We start from the raw sequence: 17,624 nt of genomic DNA, 5'->3' as shown, positions 1-17,624 counted from the left end.
AGTTCAATTTTAACATACATACTGAATGTATGCAAATAAATATTAAAAAACAGAAGCCAAATTGACTTCCATCTAATGAGACTAGCTCAGCTCAATCGCTTGATAAAATGATATTTGGTAATGCCTTTTTGCGGAACATCTGTTAGACTGGCGTAGATTTCATAGCCTTGCTTGATGTAAAAATCCCTGGCCTGATAAGATTTAGTAGATAAAGTAATGCTAGTCGCTCCAGCTTCTGCAGCCTTTTCTTCTAATTCTGCCAGCAGACTGGCTCCCAAACCTTTTTTCTGATGTTCTTTATCCACCACCAAAGCCTTGATATGAATGCTTTCCAACACCTGTTGGGCATGGAGCAAGGCGATTAACTGGCCATCTTCCTCCCGCTTTAGATAATAATCTTGAGGTTCAAGTTTTTCAAGCATGCCTGAACCAAAACAGGCTTCATATTGCTCATCGAAAACCCGCTTGATAAAATCATGAAATTCTTCCATCTTTCTCCTCCTCCACGAAAAAGCAGGGGATATGCCAATCCTCCTGCTCTAAGTTTAGTATAAATCTAAATAATTATCCACTTCCCATTGAGAGACAAAGGTTGCATAGCTAGCCCACTCGATACGCTTAGCTTCTAAGAAGCTAGTATAGATATGCTCGCCAAGAGCCGCTTTCACAACTTCGTCTTCTGTCAAGGCCTTCAAGGCATTGTGAAGAGTTGATGGCAGGTCTGTAATTCCTGCTTCCTTACGCTCCTCTGGAGTCATGATGTAGATATTCTCTTCGATTGGGGCTGGAGCTTCGATTTTATTTTCGACACCGTGCAGGCCAACTTCCAAGAGAACAGCCATAGCAATATATGGATTGGCCATCGGGTCAACGGAGCGCAACTCCAAGCGAGTACCCATACCACGAGAAGCCGGCACACGCACCAACGGTGAACGATTGCGTCCTGCCCAGGCAATATAAACTGGTGCTTCATATCCAGGAACCAGACGTTTGTATGAGTTGACCGTTGGATTCATGATTGCTGTGTAGTTATAAGCATGGTTAATCAAACCACCCAAGAAATGGTAGGCTGTTTCTGACAGCTGCATACCTTTTGGATCTTCTGGATCGAAGAAGGCATTATTACCGTCTTGATCGAAGAGAGACATATTACAGTGCATACCAGATCCTGCAATGCCAAACTTAGGCTTAGCCATAAAGGTCGCATAAAGGCCGTGCTTACGAGCAATGGTCTTCACAACCAGCTTAAAAATCTGAATCTTGTCACAAGCCCGAAGCACTTCATCATACTTAAAGTCAATCTCGTGCTGGCCGACTGCGACCTCATGGTGACTAGCTTCTACTTCAAAGCCCATCTTGGTCAGGACATTGACGATTTCCCGACGAGTATTGTCTGCCAAATCTGTCGGCGCCAAGTCAAAATAACCGCCCTTGTCATTTACTTCCAGTGTCGGATCACCATTTTCATCCAGCTTAAAGAGGAAAAATTCTGGCTCTGGTCCGAGGTTAAAGGACTTGAATCCCAGCTCTTCCATATGCTTGAGGGCGCGCTTGAGGTTGCTGCGAGGATCTCCTAGAAACGGTACATGATCCGTCGTATAAACATCACAAATCAGACCCGCTACACTGCCGTTTTCATCTCCCCAAGGAAAGACTGTCCAAGTATCCAGATCAGGATAAAGATACATATCTGATTCATTGATACGGACAAAACCTTCTATGGAAGAACCATCAAACATGGCTTTATTGGATAAGACCTTGTCAAGCTGTTCATCCGTGGCAGGAATTTCCACATTCTTCATAGTTCCTAAAATATCAGAGAACATAAGACGAATAAAGGTAACATTTTTCTCTTTTACTTCGCGACGGATATCAGCTGCTGTAATAGACATTAAATTTCTCCTTGTAATTCAAACAAAATAGCTATGGTCGACGCATCTGACCAAAGGTTGGCAGAGAAGAAGCAAAACGGCCTTGCTGCAAGATGTCATGATGCAGGGCACGGCGGACATCTTTGTCACTAATGGTCTTGCGGGACTTGGCTTCACGCTCAGCATATTTCCTCTTAATCGCAGCGATATTATGGCCTTCCGAAATATAATCCTTAATTTCTAAAAGGCGGTCCATATCATTCAAAGAATACATCCGACGATTGCCCTCATTCCGAGCAGGGGTAATCAGATTCTGGTCTTCATAATAACGGATCTGACGGGCAGATAGGTCCGTCAGTTTCATAACACTGCCGATGGGAAAGACTGCCATGTTTCGGCGAAACTCTTTTTCCTTCATTCAAATTCCTCTCTACGCACTATTATAGGACGAAATAAATCTTATGTCAAGAAATAATGTCAGATTTTCTTACACAGATTTTATTTTTTCTTTTCAAAGATGGTTCGCAGCCGATCTATATCAGAATTTACCAGAATTGCAACAAAGACTCCCATAAAGGTTTCAAAGATTCTGGCAAAGACATACAGGATGGTATCTTCCGGCCGAATGGACAGGGTAATAATCAGCATGGCAGATACCCCACCAATGACTCCAGCCTTGTTGTTCATAGCGACATTGGTCATGATTGTCAGCATGGTACAAACCGGCACCAAAAGGAGGGTGACCCAATACTGCTCCTTAAAAACACTATTGACAATGAAAAATAGCAGAGCGTAAAAACCACCGATGCTGTTTCCCAAGATTCGCGATGTTCCGAAGTGGACACTCTTATCAAAATCCTCACGAAGACTAAAGACTGCCGTCAAAGCACCGATTTGCAGGCCTTTCCAACCAAAAAGCCCAAAGAGCAATAGGATGATGAAGACAGCCAGGCCGGTCTTAAAGGTACGCATGCCCAGACGAAATTTCGATTTATCAAACTTGTACTTATTGAAATAACTCATTAGTCTCCTTCCAGGAAATCCTCCCTCTCTTCATTTTAACATATTTCGTCTCAAAAAAACTCTTTCTGCTCAGGACTTTTCCCGCACAAAGAAAAAGCCCTATCAGCTAGCGCTTCAAGAGCTATCGACTATTTAAAAGCTGAGACATTATCTGTCCCAGCCTCGTTGTTATTATCTTTAGTTTGGATAGATATAGGTAACACCACCCATAAATTCATTGGGGTTAAAGTAGCCACGATAGTTGTTAATCTGCTTTTGGCGATTGTAGTTCGCTTCCAAGACCTGGATAGAGCTGTCGCTTTGCACATCTGTCACATAAGCAACATGTCCGTATTCACCGCCATCCCAAACTGCAATAGCGCCTGCTACTGGGACATTTCCTGTTGCATAACCCTGAGCACCAGCATTGATTGCCCAAGTATTAGCATTGCCCCACCAGTTGCTCGCCCAAGGAGCCATTTCTTTCACGCCCCAGGTACATTGGCCGATTGGGTAAGAATTGCCATAATCAGTTGGCGTATTTAAGACAACATCTTCAGTATCAGATACCAAAGCAGCATCGCTTGTCGCTTCATAAGCTGGAGCACTGTATGGATTGTAAGTCTGTGCCAAAGCTGTGCCGTTGACTTGCAGCACATCTCCTGGGTTAATCGTATCAAAAATTGATTTTCCATTATTGGCAGCAAGTTCGTAAGGATTCATCCCATTGGCGCTAGCAATGGCAAAAAAAGAGTCCCCTTGCTGGACAACATAAGAATCTGCATGAACAGCTTGAGCGCCAATTGTCGCCAAAAAAGCTGTGGAAGTTAAACCAAGAGTCGCTTTAGCAAATGTTTTTTTCATAACTGTTTTTCTCCGTATAATTTGATGATAAAAAAATCATACCTCATTTACATGTCAGTTTTTTTAGAGTTATGTTTTTGTCATGTTACAAATGATTTAGACTTTTGCTACATGAGATTTTGCAGTATTTTTAAAGATAAAAAGGCTAGGGATCCCCTAGCCTCATCTAGTATCAGTCTTCTTTACCTTTCAATTTTCCTAGACCTAAAGCACCAATAATGGCTGCTAAACCTAGATATGGCAGATAGACTGCATCTTTGGCTCCCGTTTCTGGCAGAAGAGAAACAGGAATCTTTTTAGCCACTGAAGTTGGATTAGCTCTTCTTGGATCGTTTATATCTGAAACAAGCAGATGCTGTGCCTTAGGAGTGACTGTTGTAACTGTATTTGAAGCATAGACCACATGGTTGACCGTATTGATGTAGGTATTTTCAAAAGTACCTGCAGCAATCCGCTTCATCTGTAGATAGGTTTCAGCCTGAAAAGCTGAATCCAGAGAAATAGTCTCTAAGAATTCTTCCTTGAAACGAATAGAAATCAAACCTTTCTCAAGATCAACATTCGCAGCTGTATACTCAGTCAAATCTGTACCAGCCTTTATCACCTTACCATCTTTGAGCATGATGTCCACTTTGGCAAAGGTTTTGTAAGCACCCGTGTACTCATCTCCTCGTTGGTCATAATCATCCACAAAGCTATAGTCTGTCAAACCTTCAGAGTGGTTAGCAGGGATCAAGCCTCCGATGAGACGATAGTTAAAATGCCGTCCCAAAGTCAGTTCCTTGCCATCCAAGTTTTCTGCACTTGTTGGATCAAGACTCAATGTAATATCTTTTTCAGGACTGATTTTAGGAACATTGTTGACGACTACGTCTGTCGCATAACCATTTCCAAAGTCAATTTGATAAGCCCGGTTCTCGAATTTACCGCCTGTGCGGCCCATTCCTTCTTTGACTGCCATAGGACTTGTTATCGTCAAAGACTTACCTGTTACGACATATTGGTCATAAAAGGCTTGGGCATCGTCTGCTGCAAAGAGTTGGAAAGAACCTTTAACAGTGACATTCGCCTTTTGAAGGGGCTCTCGAACTGCTGCAGGGGCTTTTTCAAGGCTCTCGTAGTGGGTCACTGTCACACCTGCCACAGCCTTGCCATCTGCATCTACTAGCTTGACTAATTCCGGACGAAGTTCAAGTGCTTCTTCCGGATAGTCATCTACATAGTAGAAACCTTTTTGAATCGTGCTCTTAGATGACTTGTCACCCTTATACTGATCCAAATCCCAAGTCAGCTCGTAGTAATTGGTCGAACCAGCCAAGACTTCCTTACCATCAATCACCAATCCTGCCTTATTTTTATTGACCTTGGTTGGCTTGATGTAATTATTGCTAGGATTGTCTGAATCATCAGGCTTACCTGGCGTGGTCACGCGTACTACGTTTGAGCGGACACCATAGGCATCATTGACGGTCAGGGTGAAATTATTAGTATAAGTTGCGCCATCATTGAGTACTCGGCCAACCACTGTTGGAAAGAGCGTAGCAACTTCTTTGGTCCTATCAGCGTTATAAGTAGCTAGCGTTGCTGCAGTTGCCTTGAATGTCACCGTGTGGCTAGCCTTGTCATAACTAACATCAAAACCTGCACTAGCAGCTTTTGTTGCTTCTAAGTCAACTTCATAGCCACTTGGTAATGGATCAACAATGACAAAAGATGTCGTCTCACTGCGTCCGGCTGGAAGAGCTTCTGTCTTTAGAGCAAACTGAACGACGGACTGCTTAGCCACCAGAGTCTTATCAATATTGGCGCCTTGGTCATTTTGAATCTCTTTATGAATCTGCGGCTGAGATTGCAAGAGGTGATAATGATAGTGCACAGTCGGAGCTACTGGCGCTGCTGGCTCTTTTTGATAAACAGGCTCTACTAGTGAGGTTGGCAGTGAGCTATAAGTTGGTTCTACCGGTTTATCAGGCTCCGGTGTATCTGGTGTACGCGTCGGTGGCGTCGGCTCTTTTTCATAAGTCGGTGCTGCCGGAGGTGTTGGAAGAGCCTTCGGTGTTGGTGCAGTTGGAGCTGGATCCAAAGGCTTAAGCGCTTCTTCACTTGGCACTGCAGGAGCTGTAGGAGCTACGGGCGCTTCCGGTTCTTCTACTGTAATAATTGGCAGATCAGTCGCTCGGATATCACCATTAATCGCAAACCAAATATTTGGTTTCTTAGGAGCTAGTTTGTCAGCCCTACGTGGATCAGTAGCCTCTGGCTGGCCTAACACTTCAGAAGAGGAAATCGTTCCAATCGTCATGCTGTTGGTTGTACCAGAAATTTCTACTGCTCCTGCTCCATACCATGAATTCGGAGCATCTGTAGTATCCCAGCCAGGCACACCGCGGCGTGTATACATTGTAAAACGAGAACCGCCCTCTCCTTCTCGGAAGTTTTCAGACTCGGTCGCATAGATTTGGCCGTTCTTTTCACCAATAGATGAACCCGAAATCTTGTTGAAAGTTCCGGTATAATCTTTGGCCATTTCGATAGAGTTAGCTTCACGGTTGAGGGAAGCCACGGACATCAAAGCCTGATCAAAATTAATAGGTTGGCCTTTATCATCATAAAAGACAAATTCCGTCTTCACAAAGAGAGAGGTCGCATCTTCAAGATTTCCTGTATAAGCTGAAGCAAAAACTCCCATGGTCGGATCTTTAAAAATACCTAACCAAGCCTTATCATTGCGGAATCGGGAACTTGGATCAAGAGTATAAGTATAGACGATTTTAGAAACTTTTTTCCCTCGATAATAAGTTCCCTGAAGATTTGTATAGGTTGCTGTTGCAGACTGACCGCGGCTCAACAAAACAGAAGACCATTCAGTCGGCCCTTTACCACTTGTTACGTTAGAACTATAGCCTGCATACTTGCCAACTGTACCAAAGCTTTCCTGCTGGTTGGTCTGATAGTTAGCATTTTGAATATCCGTTACTTTGAAGTTATCCAGCTGGAAGAGTTTCTTAGAAAACTCTGCAGTTTTCTTCACAGCGGCTTCCATGCCAGCATAGCTGACGAACTCACCAGTTGTAGTCAGTGACAAATTAGCATTAGGTTCTGATTTGAAAACCAGACTTTGCGCAATCGGACGGCTCAAATGACCGTCTTCAGTCTTCTTTGTTTCTGCAATAGCCAGACCAGCCTTAATCTTGGCCTGTTCAGCATCATATTTAGCCTTATCTTGCTGATACTTGGCTAATTTTGTGTTATAGGCAGCCAAATCAACATTATACTGGGCCAGCTGAGCTTGATAATTTGCTTGGGCTTGAGCATTACGCTTCTTGATTTCTTCATTTTGAGCTGCTATAGTGGCATTCTTAGCTTGGTTCTCCGCCAGCTTTTGCTCATATTCTTTTTGAGCTGCTGCATTCGCCTTCTGAACACGATCAAGCTCACTTGCATAAGCCGCCAGAGCAGCATCATAATTAGCCTTTGTTTCTGCGTTCAGTTTTTGGATACGGGCCAATTCTGCATCGTAGGCCGCTTTAGCCACTTGGTAAGCTGCTGCATTATCTGCATTGGTCTTTTGAACCATTGCTAAATCTGTTTTGTATTTACTAAGGGCAGCTTCATAATCTGCTTTCAGCTGAGCATTTTCTGCTGTGATCCGAGCTACTTCTGCTTGATGAGCAGCCGAATCTTTAGCATATTGTTCCGCTGTCGCTTTGTTTTCTGCTGTAATCCGAACTACTTCCGCCTCGTAGGCTGATACTTTTTCTTTATACCCCTTGACCTTGGCATCAATCTCGGTTACTTGCGCTTGATAATCTGCTGTAATCTCCGATTTTTTGTCTGCTATTTCTTGAGCAGTCTGGACTGCTCCTTTGTCAACAGCTGGGTCTTTGATCACTGTCAGGCCTGCTTCTTGAGCCTTTTTGACGCTTTCATCTAAATCAGCTGTTGGAACAGTCACTGTCACACCGCCGTCTGCCTGACCTGCTTGCGCCTGGCTCTCTTTAGATGCCTGACTGGCTGGTCCTTGAGCTTGAGGCAGATTGGTCGCTGCATTTCCAGTGCCCACCATTTCAGTATTGACAGGACTATTGGTATCAGATACCACTTCATCTGCTCTTACTTGCATCGTTGACGTTAAAAAAGCCGCACCTAGAACAGCACCGCATAAAGTTTTAACAGCCTTATTTTTCCGAAAACCAAAAACTTCTTTTTTCTTCATTTTTCTCCTCCCTCTGCTAACTTTTACAGTCAGCAGTTTTCTCATGCCTTCAGAAAATCAAAAAGTAATGGGAACCTCCTGTCAGAAGCTCCATTTTAATTTAACTCTCTTTAAGCATCAGAATATATATGTATCTTAATCCTAACAAGTTTTGCCTCGTTTTGCAAGCATTTTTTGCTCCTTTTATTTACCCTGAAACAAATTTATACACTTGTATACATATTGTCTATTTTTATTCTCCTTTGCTCTATCTTTCTTTAAATGAACAATGAGAATACAAGAAAAAGACCAGCTTTCGCTAGTCTTTCCTTATTACAGTTTTGTACTTGTTCTCTACAAGATTAAAAATTCTAAACTTGCTGCTTATTTTTCAGTCAATGCTGCAAGTCCTGGCAATACTTTACCTTCAAGGAGTTCCATTGAGGCACCACCACCAGTAGAAATCCATGAGAACTTGTCTGCACGGCCAAGGTTGATGGCTGCAGCAGCTGAGTCACCACCACCGATGATTGATTTTACGCCAGGTTGTTTCACGATAGCGTCCATAACACCGATTGTACCAGCTTGGAAGTCTGGGTTTTCAAACACACCCATAGGGCCATTCCAGACAACAGTTTTCGCACCAGTCAGCGCTTCATCAAATTTAGCGATAGATTTAGGACCGATATCCAAACCAAGGAAGCCTGGATCCACTGCTTCACCTTCAGTATCTTTCACTTCAGTGTAGTCAGCAAATGCATTTGCTTCTTTAGAGTCAACTGGCAAGATCAATTTACCGTTTGCTTTTTCAAGAAGAGCTTTGGCAACATCCAATTTATCTTCTTCTACAAGTGAGTTACCGATTTCGATACCTTGCGCTTTGTAGAATGTGTAAGTCATACCACCACCGATAAGGACTTTATCAGCTTTTTCAAGCAAGTTTTCGATAACACCGATCTTGTCAGATACTTTTGAACCACCAAGAATAGCTACGAATGGACGTTCTGGAGTTTCAACTGCTTCTTGGATGTAGGCAATTTCATTTTCAAGAAGGAAGCCAGCAACAGCTTTTTCAACGTTTGCAGAGATACCGACGTTAGATGCGTGTGCACGGTGAGCTGTACCGAATGCATCATTTACGAAAACACCATCTCCAAGAGATGCCCAGTATTTACCAAGTTCAGGATCGTTTTTAGATTCTTTCTTGCCGTCAACATCTTCAAAACGAGTGTTTTCAACCAAAAGAACTTGCCCATCTTCAAGAGCATTGATAGCTGCTTCCAATTCAGCACCACGAGTGACACCTGGGAAAACAACGTCTTGACCCAATTTAGCAGCCAAGTCTGCAGCTACTGGCGCAAGAGATTTACCTTCTTTGTCTGCTTCTTCTTTTACACGTCCAAGGTGAGAGAAGAGAATTGCGCGACCGCCTTGCTCGATGATGTATTTAATAGTTGGAAGAGCGGCAGTGATACGGTTGTCATTTGTAATCACTCCGTCTTTCAATGGTACGTTAAAGTCTACACGAACGAGGACTTTTTTACCTTTCAAATCAACGTCTTTAACAGTAAGTTTTGCCATGTTACAAAAACTCCTTTTCATATTTTATACGCAACTATTATATCATATTTCCCAAAAGTTTTCTTGATATAAAGAAAATTTTCACAAAAAAGAAGCGCATAGCACTTCTTTCTCTCGAACTTTGGAATTAGAGAATGAGAAAAGAGCGCTGAGTTCATTCAGACAATAGTTAAAGCTGGATTTTTCTCTAGATTCGATAATGCAAAAAGCCAGTAAAACTACTGACTTTAACTCTTCTCATTACTAAATTGCAAAGACTTGCCCTACTGCATAGGTGACCGCCATGGTTAAAAGACCGATCACGAGGTTGCGAATCATGGCATTTTTGAGCGGTGCTTTGCCTAATCTAGCGCTGGTGTAGCCCGTTCCCAAAAGAGCCAAGGCCACGATTAGAACAGTTGCCCAGATACGGACGCTGGCTGGAAGCAGGATAATGGTAATCATAGGAAAAAGCGCACCAACAGCAAAAGCTAAAAAGCTAGAGATAGCCGCATGCCAGGGATTAGTGAACTCCTCAATCTCGATGCCATACTTTTCCGCCACTAAGGCTTCCAACGGATTTTGGAGAAAAGCCCGGTTGGTCATGAGTTGGGCAGAAGTCTCACACTCGCCATTTTGAACATAGGCAGCATAGAGAGACTGCCTAGCGATATCCGGATTTTTCTCTAAAAGCTCCCGCTCTCTGCCAACAGCAGCTTCCTCTGTATCCTTTTGAGTAGAAACAGAAACATACTCTCCACCAGCCATAGAAAAGGCACCCGCAAAGACTGCCGCCAAACCAGACAGAAAGATAATCCAGACATCGTCCGTCGCACTAGCCACCCCGATAACCACACCTGCTATGGAAATAATGCCGTCATTAGCTCCTAAAACCCCGGCCCGCAATATATTCAGCCGCCCACTAAAGTTCGTATCAATTTTATGTTCTTCCACTATTTAATTTTCTCTTTCTTTTTTATTTATAATGATTATAAATAAAATTCGGAACGAATACAAGAGGAAATCGAAAAATGAGAAAAGTTCTACTATTTAAGAGAAGAAAGGCATTGAAAAAAGAGCCGTTTTAAACGACTCCTTTCTTTATAATCACTATAATACTGTAACAAACGTATTATTTCACCACGATATTAACTAGTTTATTCGGCACACTAATGACTTTGACGATTTCTTTGCCGGCGATTTCGGACTTGATTTTCTCATCTGCCAGAGCGATTTCCTGCAGTTCCTCACGGCTCAAGTCCTTAGCTACGACTAGCTTAGCACGGACTTTACCCTTGATCTGAACTACGATTTCGACCTCTGCTTCGACCAGTTTGCTTTCGTCATAAGTTGGCCAAGTTACATAGGAAATGCTCTGGTCTGTTTGAGCAACTGCCTGCCAGAGTTCTTCAGCCAAGTGCGGTGCAAAAGGCGCCAGCAATTGAATGAAACCTTTAGCATATTCGACATAGAGTTTTTCTTCCTTGTTGGCTGCATTGACAAAGATCATGAGCTGGGCAATGGCTGTGTTAAACTTGAGCTCCTCAATCTGCTCTGTGACAGACTTGACTGTTTCGTTGTATACCTTGTCGAGAGCACCATTGTTATCCGCAACGATTTCTTTACTTGTAATCAAACGGTAGACACGATCTAGGAACTTACGGCTGCCTTCCAGACCTTCCTCACTCCAAGCGATAGACGCATCCAGCGGCCCCATGAACATTTCATAGACACGCAGTGTATCGGCACCATATTGCTCCACTACATCGTCTGGATTGACCACATTCTTCAGAGATTTAGACATCTTGGCAGGTGCTTGCTCCAACTCTTCTCCAGTTTCGATATTGAAGAAAGAACCATCGCGTTTTTCCACCTTATCAGTCGCGACAAGTGCTCCACGGTGATCACGGTAGCTAGTCCCCAAAATCATTCCTTGGTTAAAGAGTTTTTGGAAAGGCTCTTTGGTCGGAACCACTCCAAGATCATAGAGAAATTTGTGCCAGAAGCGAGCGTAGAGAAGATGGAGCACAGCGTGCTCTGCGCCACCGATATAAATATCAACTGGCAGCCAAGCCTTGAGCAGCTCTTCGTCTGCTAATTTCTCATTGTTGTGTGGGTCAATGTAACGCAGATAATACCAGCTGGAACCAGCCCATTGAGGCATAGTGTTGGTTTCGCGGCGTCCTTTGACACCATCTTCCCGAGTCACTTCCAGCCAGTCAGTCAGATTGGCCAGAGGGCTTTCACCGGTACCAGAAGGGCGGATATCCTTGGTTACAGGCAAGATAAGTGGCAATTCATTTTCAGGAACAGTCGTTGAAGTCCCATCTTCCCAATGAATGATTGGAATCGGCTCACCCCAGTAGCGTTGACGACTAAAGAGCCAGTCGCGCAGGCGATAGGTGACTTTTTCATTTCCGACACCTTCCGCTTCCAGCCAAGCAACCATCTTTTCAATAGCGGCAGCCTTGTCCAAGCCATCTAAGAAGCCAGAGTTAATATGCGGACCGTCTTCTGTGTAAGCAGCGTCAGCAACATTGCCCCCCTCTAGAACAGGAATAATCTCCAGGTTAAACTGCTTAGCAAACTCCCAGTCGCGCTCGTCGTGGGCAGGAACAGCCATGATGGCTCCTGTTCCGTAGCTAGCAAGCACATAGTCGGCAATCCAAATGGGGATTTCCTTGCCGTTAACTGGATTGATGGCATAAGCTCCTGTCCAAACACCAGTCTTATCCTTAGCTAAATCAGTCCGAGCTAGGTCGGATTTGAGGCTGGCTGCGTGTTTATAGTCTGCAACTGCTTGAGCTTGTTCGGCACTTGTAATGGCATCAACGAGAGCATGCTCTGGAGCCAAAACAGCATAGGTCGCACCAAAAAGGGTGTCCGGACGAGTCGTAAAGACGGTGAAGTCCTTGTCTATGTCCTTAATCTTGAAAGTTACATTGGCACCTGTTGATTTACCAATCCAGTTGCGCTGCATATCCTTGATAGACTCTGGCCAGTCCAGCTCCTCCAAGTCATTGAGCAAACGTTCTGCATAGGCTGTGATTTTCAACATCCACTGACGCATAGGTTTGCGCACAACTGGATAACCACCGCGCTCAGATGTGCCGTCTGGCAGGACTTCCTCATTGGCGATAGCCGTTCCCAGCTCTTCAACCCAGTTTACTGGCACTTCAGCTTCATAAGCCAGGCCTTTTTCGTAAAGCTTGGTGAAAATCCACTGGGTCCACTTATAATAGCTAGGGTCAGTTGTATTGATCTCCCGGTCCCAGTCATACGAAAATCCTAGAGCATTGATTTGACGCTTAAAATTGGCAATATTTTCTGCTGTAAAGTCAGCTGGGTCATTGCCTGTATCCATGGCATATTGCTCAGCTGGCAGACCAAAGGCATCCCAGCCCATAGGATGCAGGACATTATAGCCCTGAGCTCGCTTGTAGCGGCTAAGGATATCTGTCGCCGTGTAGCCCTCCGGATGCCCTACATGGAGCCCCGCTCCTGATGGGTAAGGAAACATGTCCAGCGCATAAAAGTTAGGCTTGTCCTTATCCGTACCTGTCTTAAATGTATGGTGCTCTGCCCAATATTTCTGCCACTTGGGTTCGATTTCTTTGTGATTATAATAAGCCATTCTTTTCTCCATTTTTTGTACTGTTTCTATTATACCATTTTCAAGGGATTTTGAAAGATGGAATTTCATGACTGCCAGACACATCAGCCAAAGGGGCTCTCCACCAAAAAACAAGCCACGCTGTCAACCCTGCGGTTGGAAGGTGGCTTGTTTTGTATTTTGCTTTTATTTATCCATATCCCTGACATATTGGTCGACTGCCAGGATGGCACCTGCAATGTCAGAAGCTGAAATCTCAAATGGCATCTGATGGATAGTTTCACCCTCAATCGTCGCTTGCTGACCAACTTTGAGTAAATCTTCATAGCTAGCATTTTCTAAATGCATTTCTTTCAGAGTTGTCGGCATACCGATTTTTTGATAGAAGCGAATATATTTTTCCAATTCTTCTTTAGATCGATTTTCTAAGAAGAGCTGGGTCAAGGTTCCATAGGCAACTTTTTCACCGTGGGTCAGGTGGTGAATATCACCTGTGAGAGCTGTGAAGCCGTTGTGGATAGCATGGGCTGCTGCTAAACCGCCGCTCTCAAAGCCGACGCCACTGAGAAGGGTATTGGCCTCAATGATATTTTCCAGAGCTGGGGTCACGACTTTCGCTTCACAGGCTGCGATAGCCTGCAGGCCATCTGCAAACAATGTTTCTTCACACTTCTTCGCAATTGCTACACCAGCTAAGCTCTGTCTTTGTCCCAGCATGGTAGTGCCATTTTTTTGCTGAACAGCACGCGCCTCTACCCAAGTCGCCAAGCCATCTGCAATCCCAGAAGCTAGAAGCCGTTTTGGCGCTCCAGCAATCACTTTCGTATCCACCAAGACGAGTTCAGGATTTTTACTATAGAAAATATACTTTTCAAAGGCGCCGTCTTCTGTATAGATAACAGAAAGTGCTGACGTTGGGGCATCTGTAGAGGCAATGGTTGGCGCAATGACCACAGGACGTCCTAGTATATCTGCAATCGCCTTCGCACTGTCAATGGTTTTTCCACCACCTAGGCCAATAACCAAGTCTGCTCCGTCTTTTTCAGCCAGAGCAACGACCCGATCAATTTCAGCATCAGAAGCTTCTCCGTTAAAAGCGACATGCAGCACATGAAAGCCATAACGGGTAAGGTAGTCATTGAACTTTTCCCCAACAATCTGGTAAACCACATCATCACAAAGCAAGACTGGATGGCTGCCTAACTGAAGAATCTGTTTTGCATTTTCAAACAGGGCATTTTCTCCCTGAATATAACGAGACGGGCTTGCAAAAATTCTCATAGAACACCTCTTTCTTTTTTATAGATAGAGCATTATATATGCCTTTTAAATGTATTCCTGATTGTGAATTGCTGACCAGTCAGCGGCAAAGTCATCCACTGCCTTAGCGATAGATGGCATGGCAAAGGCTGCTGCAAAGATATCTGGTCCAGCTGTAATGGCTTGGGCCCCATCAGCAAAAGCACGATTGATTTGTCCAACATTCTTAAAGGAAGCTGCCAATATTTTGCTGGCGGAATGATCCCGCTCAATCGCCTGAGCCAGCTGGCTGATGACAGCATCTGAATCAATATTGAGATTTTCCATGCGGTTATAGTAAGGAGCAAGGTAATCAGCCCCTGCTTCAATGGCTAATAGACCTTGAAAGGTTGTATAAATGGCTGTCGCTGTAATCTTGTAACCTTCTGGTTTAAGAGTTTTGATAGCTGCCAGTCCAGCTGGTGTGACCGGAACTTTAATGTAGACAGCATCGCCGCATTTTTTTCGAATTTCAGCAGCATCTTTCAAGATTCCCTCATAATCCTTGGCAACAACCTGCACATGGATAGATGGACCTTCTCCTATGATTTCCCGAACGGCGCGAATCCGTTCAAAGAAATTTATTTTTCCTTCTTTTTTTGCGATGGTCGGATTAGAAGTCACTCCCGCCAAGGGGAGGACTTCCGACCATTTTTTTATCTCCTCTAAATTTAAGGTATCAAGCATGAATTCCATAAATTGGACCTCTTTTACAATGTGTGCTCCGTACGTCCAATAATATCATCTTGTGTCGCCTTGGAAAGCACATTGAAGAAAGCAGAGTAGCCTGCAACGCGAACAATCAAATCGCGGTGTTTTTCAGGATGCTTCTGAGCATCAATCAAGGTTTCCCGAGAAACGACATTGTATTGGATATGATAGCCATGCAGACGGTTAAAGAATGTACGAAGCAAGGCAATAAGTTTCACTTTATCTTCTTCCTTAGACAGGGTCTGAGGATTGACTTTTTGATTGAGCAGAACGCCTCCTACGATTTCGTCTGTCGGTAATTTGGAAACAGATTTCAATACAGAGGTCGGGCCGTTCTTGTCCATATTGTGGGAAGGAGAGCAACCTTCAGCGAGCGGTGTTCCGGCATTGCGGCCATCTGGTGTCGCCAAGGTACCGCGACCTTGACCTACATTTGCTGAAATAGAAGATGTTCCAGAGTAGCGGATACCGCCAATTGGACCACGGCCATAACGGGTATTTGGATACTTAGCGATTTCATCCACATAAATATCATAAGCATCTGTCACTAGCTTATCTGCGTAATCATCATCATTACCATATTTCGGTGCATCATGAATCAGCATCTCTTGAATTTCTTTACCACGCTCACCTGCATAGTCTGTTTCAAGTGCATGCCAGAGTTCAGCCGGAGTCAGCCTGCCTTCTTCAAAGACCAGCTTTTTGATAGCCGCCAGTGAGTCTGATAGATTGGCAATACCGACTTGAAGACCGGAAATATAGTCATAGACTGCTCCGCCTTCTTTCAAATGCTTACCGCGTCCGATACAGTCATCTGTCAAAGCTGAGCAGAGAATATCCGGAACTTCTCTTTCAAGAGATAGGTCAATAGAATTTTCCACGATGACACTCATGCGGGTCAAATGGCGCAAGGTCTTGTCCCAAGCCGTTTGCAGCTCAGCAAAGCTCTTCATATCTTTAAAGTGACCGAAGCTTGGTGCAAAGCGCTTGCCAGATGCCGGATTAATCCCATCATTCATAGTAATCAGGAGCACCTTAGGGAAGTTCATGTAGCTCATACCTGTGCAACGGTAGCCCCATTTACCAGGCACAGCAGTTTCCACACAGCCGATAGCACTGTAATCGTATGCATCTTCTTCCAAAACGCCTTTGGCGATAAAGGACGGAATGATGATTTCATCATTATTGAAAGCCGGCATACCGAAACCAAGCTTCATGACTTCGATACACTCATTCATAAAGCGAGCATCTAAGCCTGCATGATAACGAACAGTCAGATTCGGCTGAGGAAGATGAGTTTGAGCTACAGATTTCAACACAAGGTAGGAAAGCGGGTTGACTGCATCTCTCTTATCTCTCGTTTGGCCACCGATTGTCACATTTTGATAAAGGGGACTGCCCGCAGATGAGAATGTGTGGGCCTGGCTGCGCACTTTATTAATGGTAATCGTCTTAATCCAGAGATTGGTTAAGCGTTCCACAATACTAGCCTCTGTCTCACGTCCAGCTTCCAAATCTGCCTTGACATAAGGATACATGTACTGGTCAAAGCGTCCATAAGAGAGTGAATGTCCGTTGGACTCAATCTGAAGGATACACTGGATAAACCAAACAGACTGAACAGCTTCAGCAAAGGTTGATGCTGGCTCGTACGGCACTTTAGAACAGATTCTAGCGATTTCTAAGAGCTCTTGACGGCGCTTAGGCTCTGCTTTTTCAGCTAGCTGATTGGCTAAGACTACAAAACGCTCCGCATAAGCTTTCACAGCATCTACTACGATGAAAATGGAATCATAGAAGTGGTATTTGTCAATACTAGCCGGATCGGTCAAATCCAAAGCTTCCTTAGCTGCACGAGCTTTTTCTTCAAAACCTTTCAGTCCATAAGCCAAAAGTTTTTGATAGTTGACCGCCAAGTGGGCGTCTCCAGAGTTCATCTTTCCTTCCATACCAAAGAAGCCAGTTTCCATATAAACCTGAACTTCCTCTGGAAGCAAAGCTCCAGCTCTCGAACGGAGGTTATTATTTTCCCAGAAAGGAGCGATGCTGCGGAGCTGCTCTTTGGTTTCCTCTGTAATGTAGAAGACGTCTCCGTCCCGCTTCTCAAAAAGATCTAGTTCATTGAGTACAAACTCTAAAGTATACTCTGGGAAGATAGGCGCATCTTTATTAGATGAAGCCTGATTACCGACAATCATCGTTTCATCTTCGATATAAAGCGTCATATTCTCCAAAATCTCTTTGAGCATGTAAGCACGTTTCAATACATTTGGTTTTTCCTTATGCTTATCATAAGCCTTGGTAGCTAGGACAGCACGCTCTGCATCAATATAGGGCTTTTTATTTAAAACATCTTCCCGATATTTATTCATCCGCTCTGTTAAGCTGCCAAAATAGTCTGTTTTTATTGTTGTTTTTTCTACTTCTTTTACTTGGATCATTTGGTCACGACCTTTCTTATGAAATTTAATTTATTTCTTTCGTAACTATTGTAACATGCAAAATCCTA

12 protein-coding genes are annotated in these 17,624 nt (G+C 43.9%); all 12 read right to left on the bottom strand.

Going from position 1 to position 17,624, the window contains the following annotated elements:
• Window positions 1-86: 86 nt before the first annotated feature.
• The 12 genes from K4I03_RS06050 to K4I03_RS05995 all read right to left on the bottom strand — a co-directional run bounded on the left by K4I03_RS06050 (window position 87) and on the right by K4I03_RS05995 (window position 17,556).
• On the bottom strand, window positions 87-491 hold the full coding sequence (locus K4I03_RS06050; RefSeq protein ID WP_227964037.1) for a GNAT family N-acetyltransferase: 405 nt from the start codon (window positions 489-491) through the stop codon (window positions 87-89).
• 54 nt (window positions 492-545) lie between these two features.
• Entirely contained in the window at window positions 546-1,892 is a 1,347-nt protein-coding gene (gene glnA / locus K4I03_RS06045) for a type I glutamate--ammonia ligase (RefSeq protein ID WP_002896640.1), read from the bottom strand.
• A gap of 31 nt (window positions 1,893-1,923) precedes the next feature.
• Window positions 1,924-2,289, bottom strand: coding sequence for a MerR family transcriptional regulator (locus K4I03_RS06040; protein WP_072073337.1), 366 nt, complete (start codon window positions 2,287-2,289; stop codon window positions 1,924-1,926).
• Window positions 2,290-2,369: 80 nt separating this feature from the next.
• Window positions 2,370-2,894: an FUSC family protein gene (locus K4I03_RS06035; protein ID WP_002898470.1), complete on the bottom strand. Its 525-nt coding sequence runs from the start codon at window positions 2,892-2,894 to the stop codon at window positions 2,370-2,372.
• A 177-nt stretch (window positions 2,895-3,071) separates the two neighbouring features.
• Window positions 3,072-3,737: a COG3942 and LysM peptidoglycan-binding domain-containing protein gene (locus tag K4I03_RS06030; RefSeq protein ID WP_002929078.1), complete on the bottom strand. Its 666-nt coding sequence runs from the start codon at window positions 3,735-3,737 to the stop codon at window positions 3,072-3,074.
• A gap of 172 nt (window positions 3,738-3,909) precedes the next feature.
• Entirely contained in the window at window positions 3,910-7,998 is a 4,089-nt protein-coding gene (locus K4I03_RS06025; protein WP_321573157.1) for an antigen I/II family LPXTG-anchored adhesin, read from the bottom strand.
• 318 nt (window positions 7,999-8,316) lie between these two features.
• Entirely contained in the window at window positions 8,317-9,513 is a 1,197-nt protein-coding gene (locus K4I03_RS06020; protein ID WP_227964035.1) for a phosphoglycerate kinase, read from the bottom strand.
• A 243-nt stretch (window positions 9,514-9,756) separates the two neighbouring features.
• Window positions 9,757-10,446: a VIT1/CCC1 transporter family protein gene (locus K4I03_RS06015; RefSeq protein WP_227964034.1), complete on the bottom strand. Its 690-nt coding sequence runs from the start codon at window positions 10,444-10,446 to the stop codon at window positions 9,757-9,759.
• A gap of 178 nt (window positions 10,447-10,624) precedes the next feature.
• Window positions 10,625-13,126, bottom strand: coding sequence for a leucine--tRNA ligase (leuS, locus tag K4I03_RS06010; RefSeq protein ID WP_227964033.1), 2,502 nt, complete (start codon window positions 13,124-13,126; stop codon window positions 10,625-10,627).
• Between the two features lie 165 nt (window positions 13,127-13,291).
• On the bottom strand, window positions 13,292-14,386 hold the full coding sequence (locus tag K4I03_RS06005) for a glycerol dehydrogenase (RefSeq protein ID WP_227964032.1): 1,095 nt from the start codon (window positions 14,384-14,386) through the stop codon (window positions 13,292-13,294).
• Window positions 14,387-14,431: 45 nt separating this feature from the next.
• Window positions 14,432-15,100 (bottom strand): fructose-6-phosphate aldolase, encoded by a 669-nt coding sequence (locus tag K4I03_RS06000; RefSeq protein ID WP_227964031.1) that lies wholly within the window; start codon window positions 15,098-15,100, stop codon window positions 14,432-14,434.
• A 14-nt stretch (window positions 15,101-15,114) separates the two neighbouring features.
• The gene (locus tag K4I03_RS05995) at window positions 15,115-17,556 is read right to left on the bottom strand and encodes a glycyl radical protein (protein WP_227964030.1); all 2,442 of its coding nucleotides are present in this window, start codon (window positions 17,554-17,556) and stop codon (window positions 15,115-15,117) included.
• Window positions 17,557-17,624: the final 68 nt, after the last annotated feature.

Origin of the sequence: Streptococcus sanguinis (assembly GCF_020729725.1) — a bacterium.
In the GTDB taxonomy this organism is placed as follows: Bacteria; Bacillota; Bacilli; order Lactobacillales; family Streptococcaceae; genus Streptococcus; species Streptococcus sanguinis_V.
The sequence above is the reverse complement of the archived record's forward strand: the minus strand, read 5'-3'. Positions and strand labels throughout refer to the sequence as shown.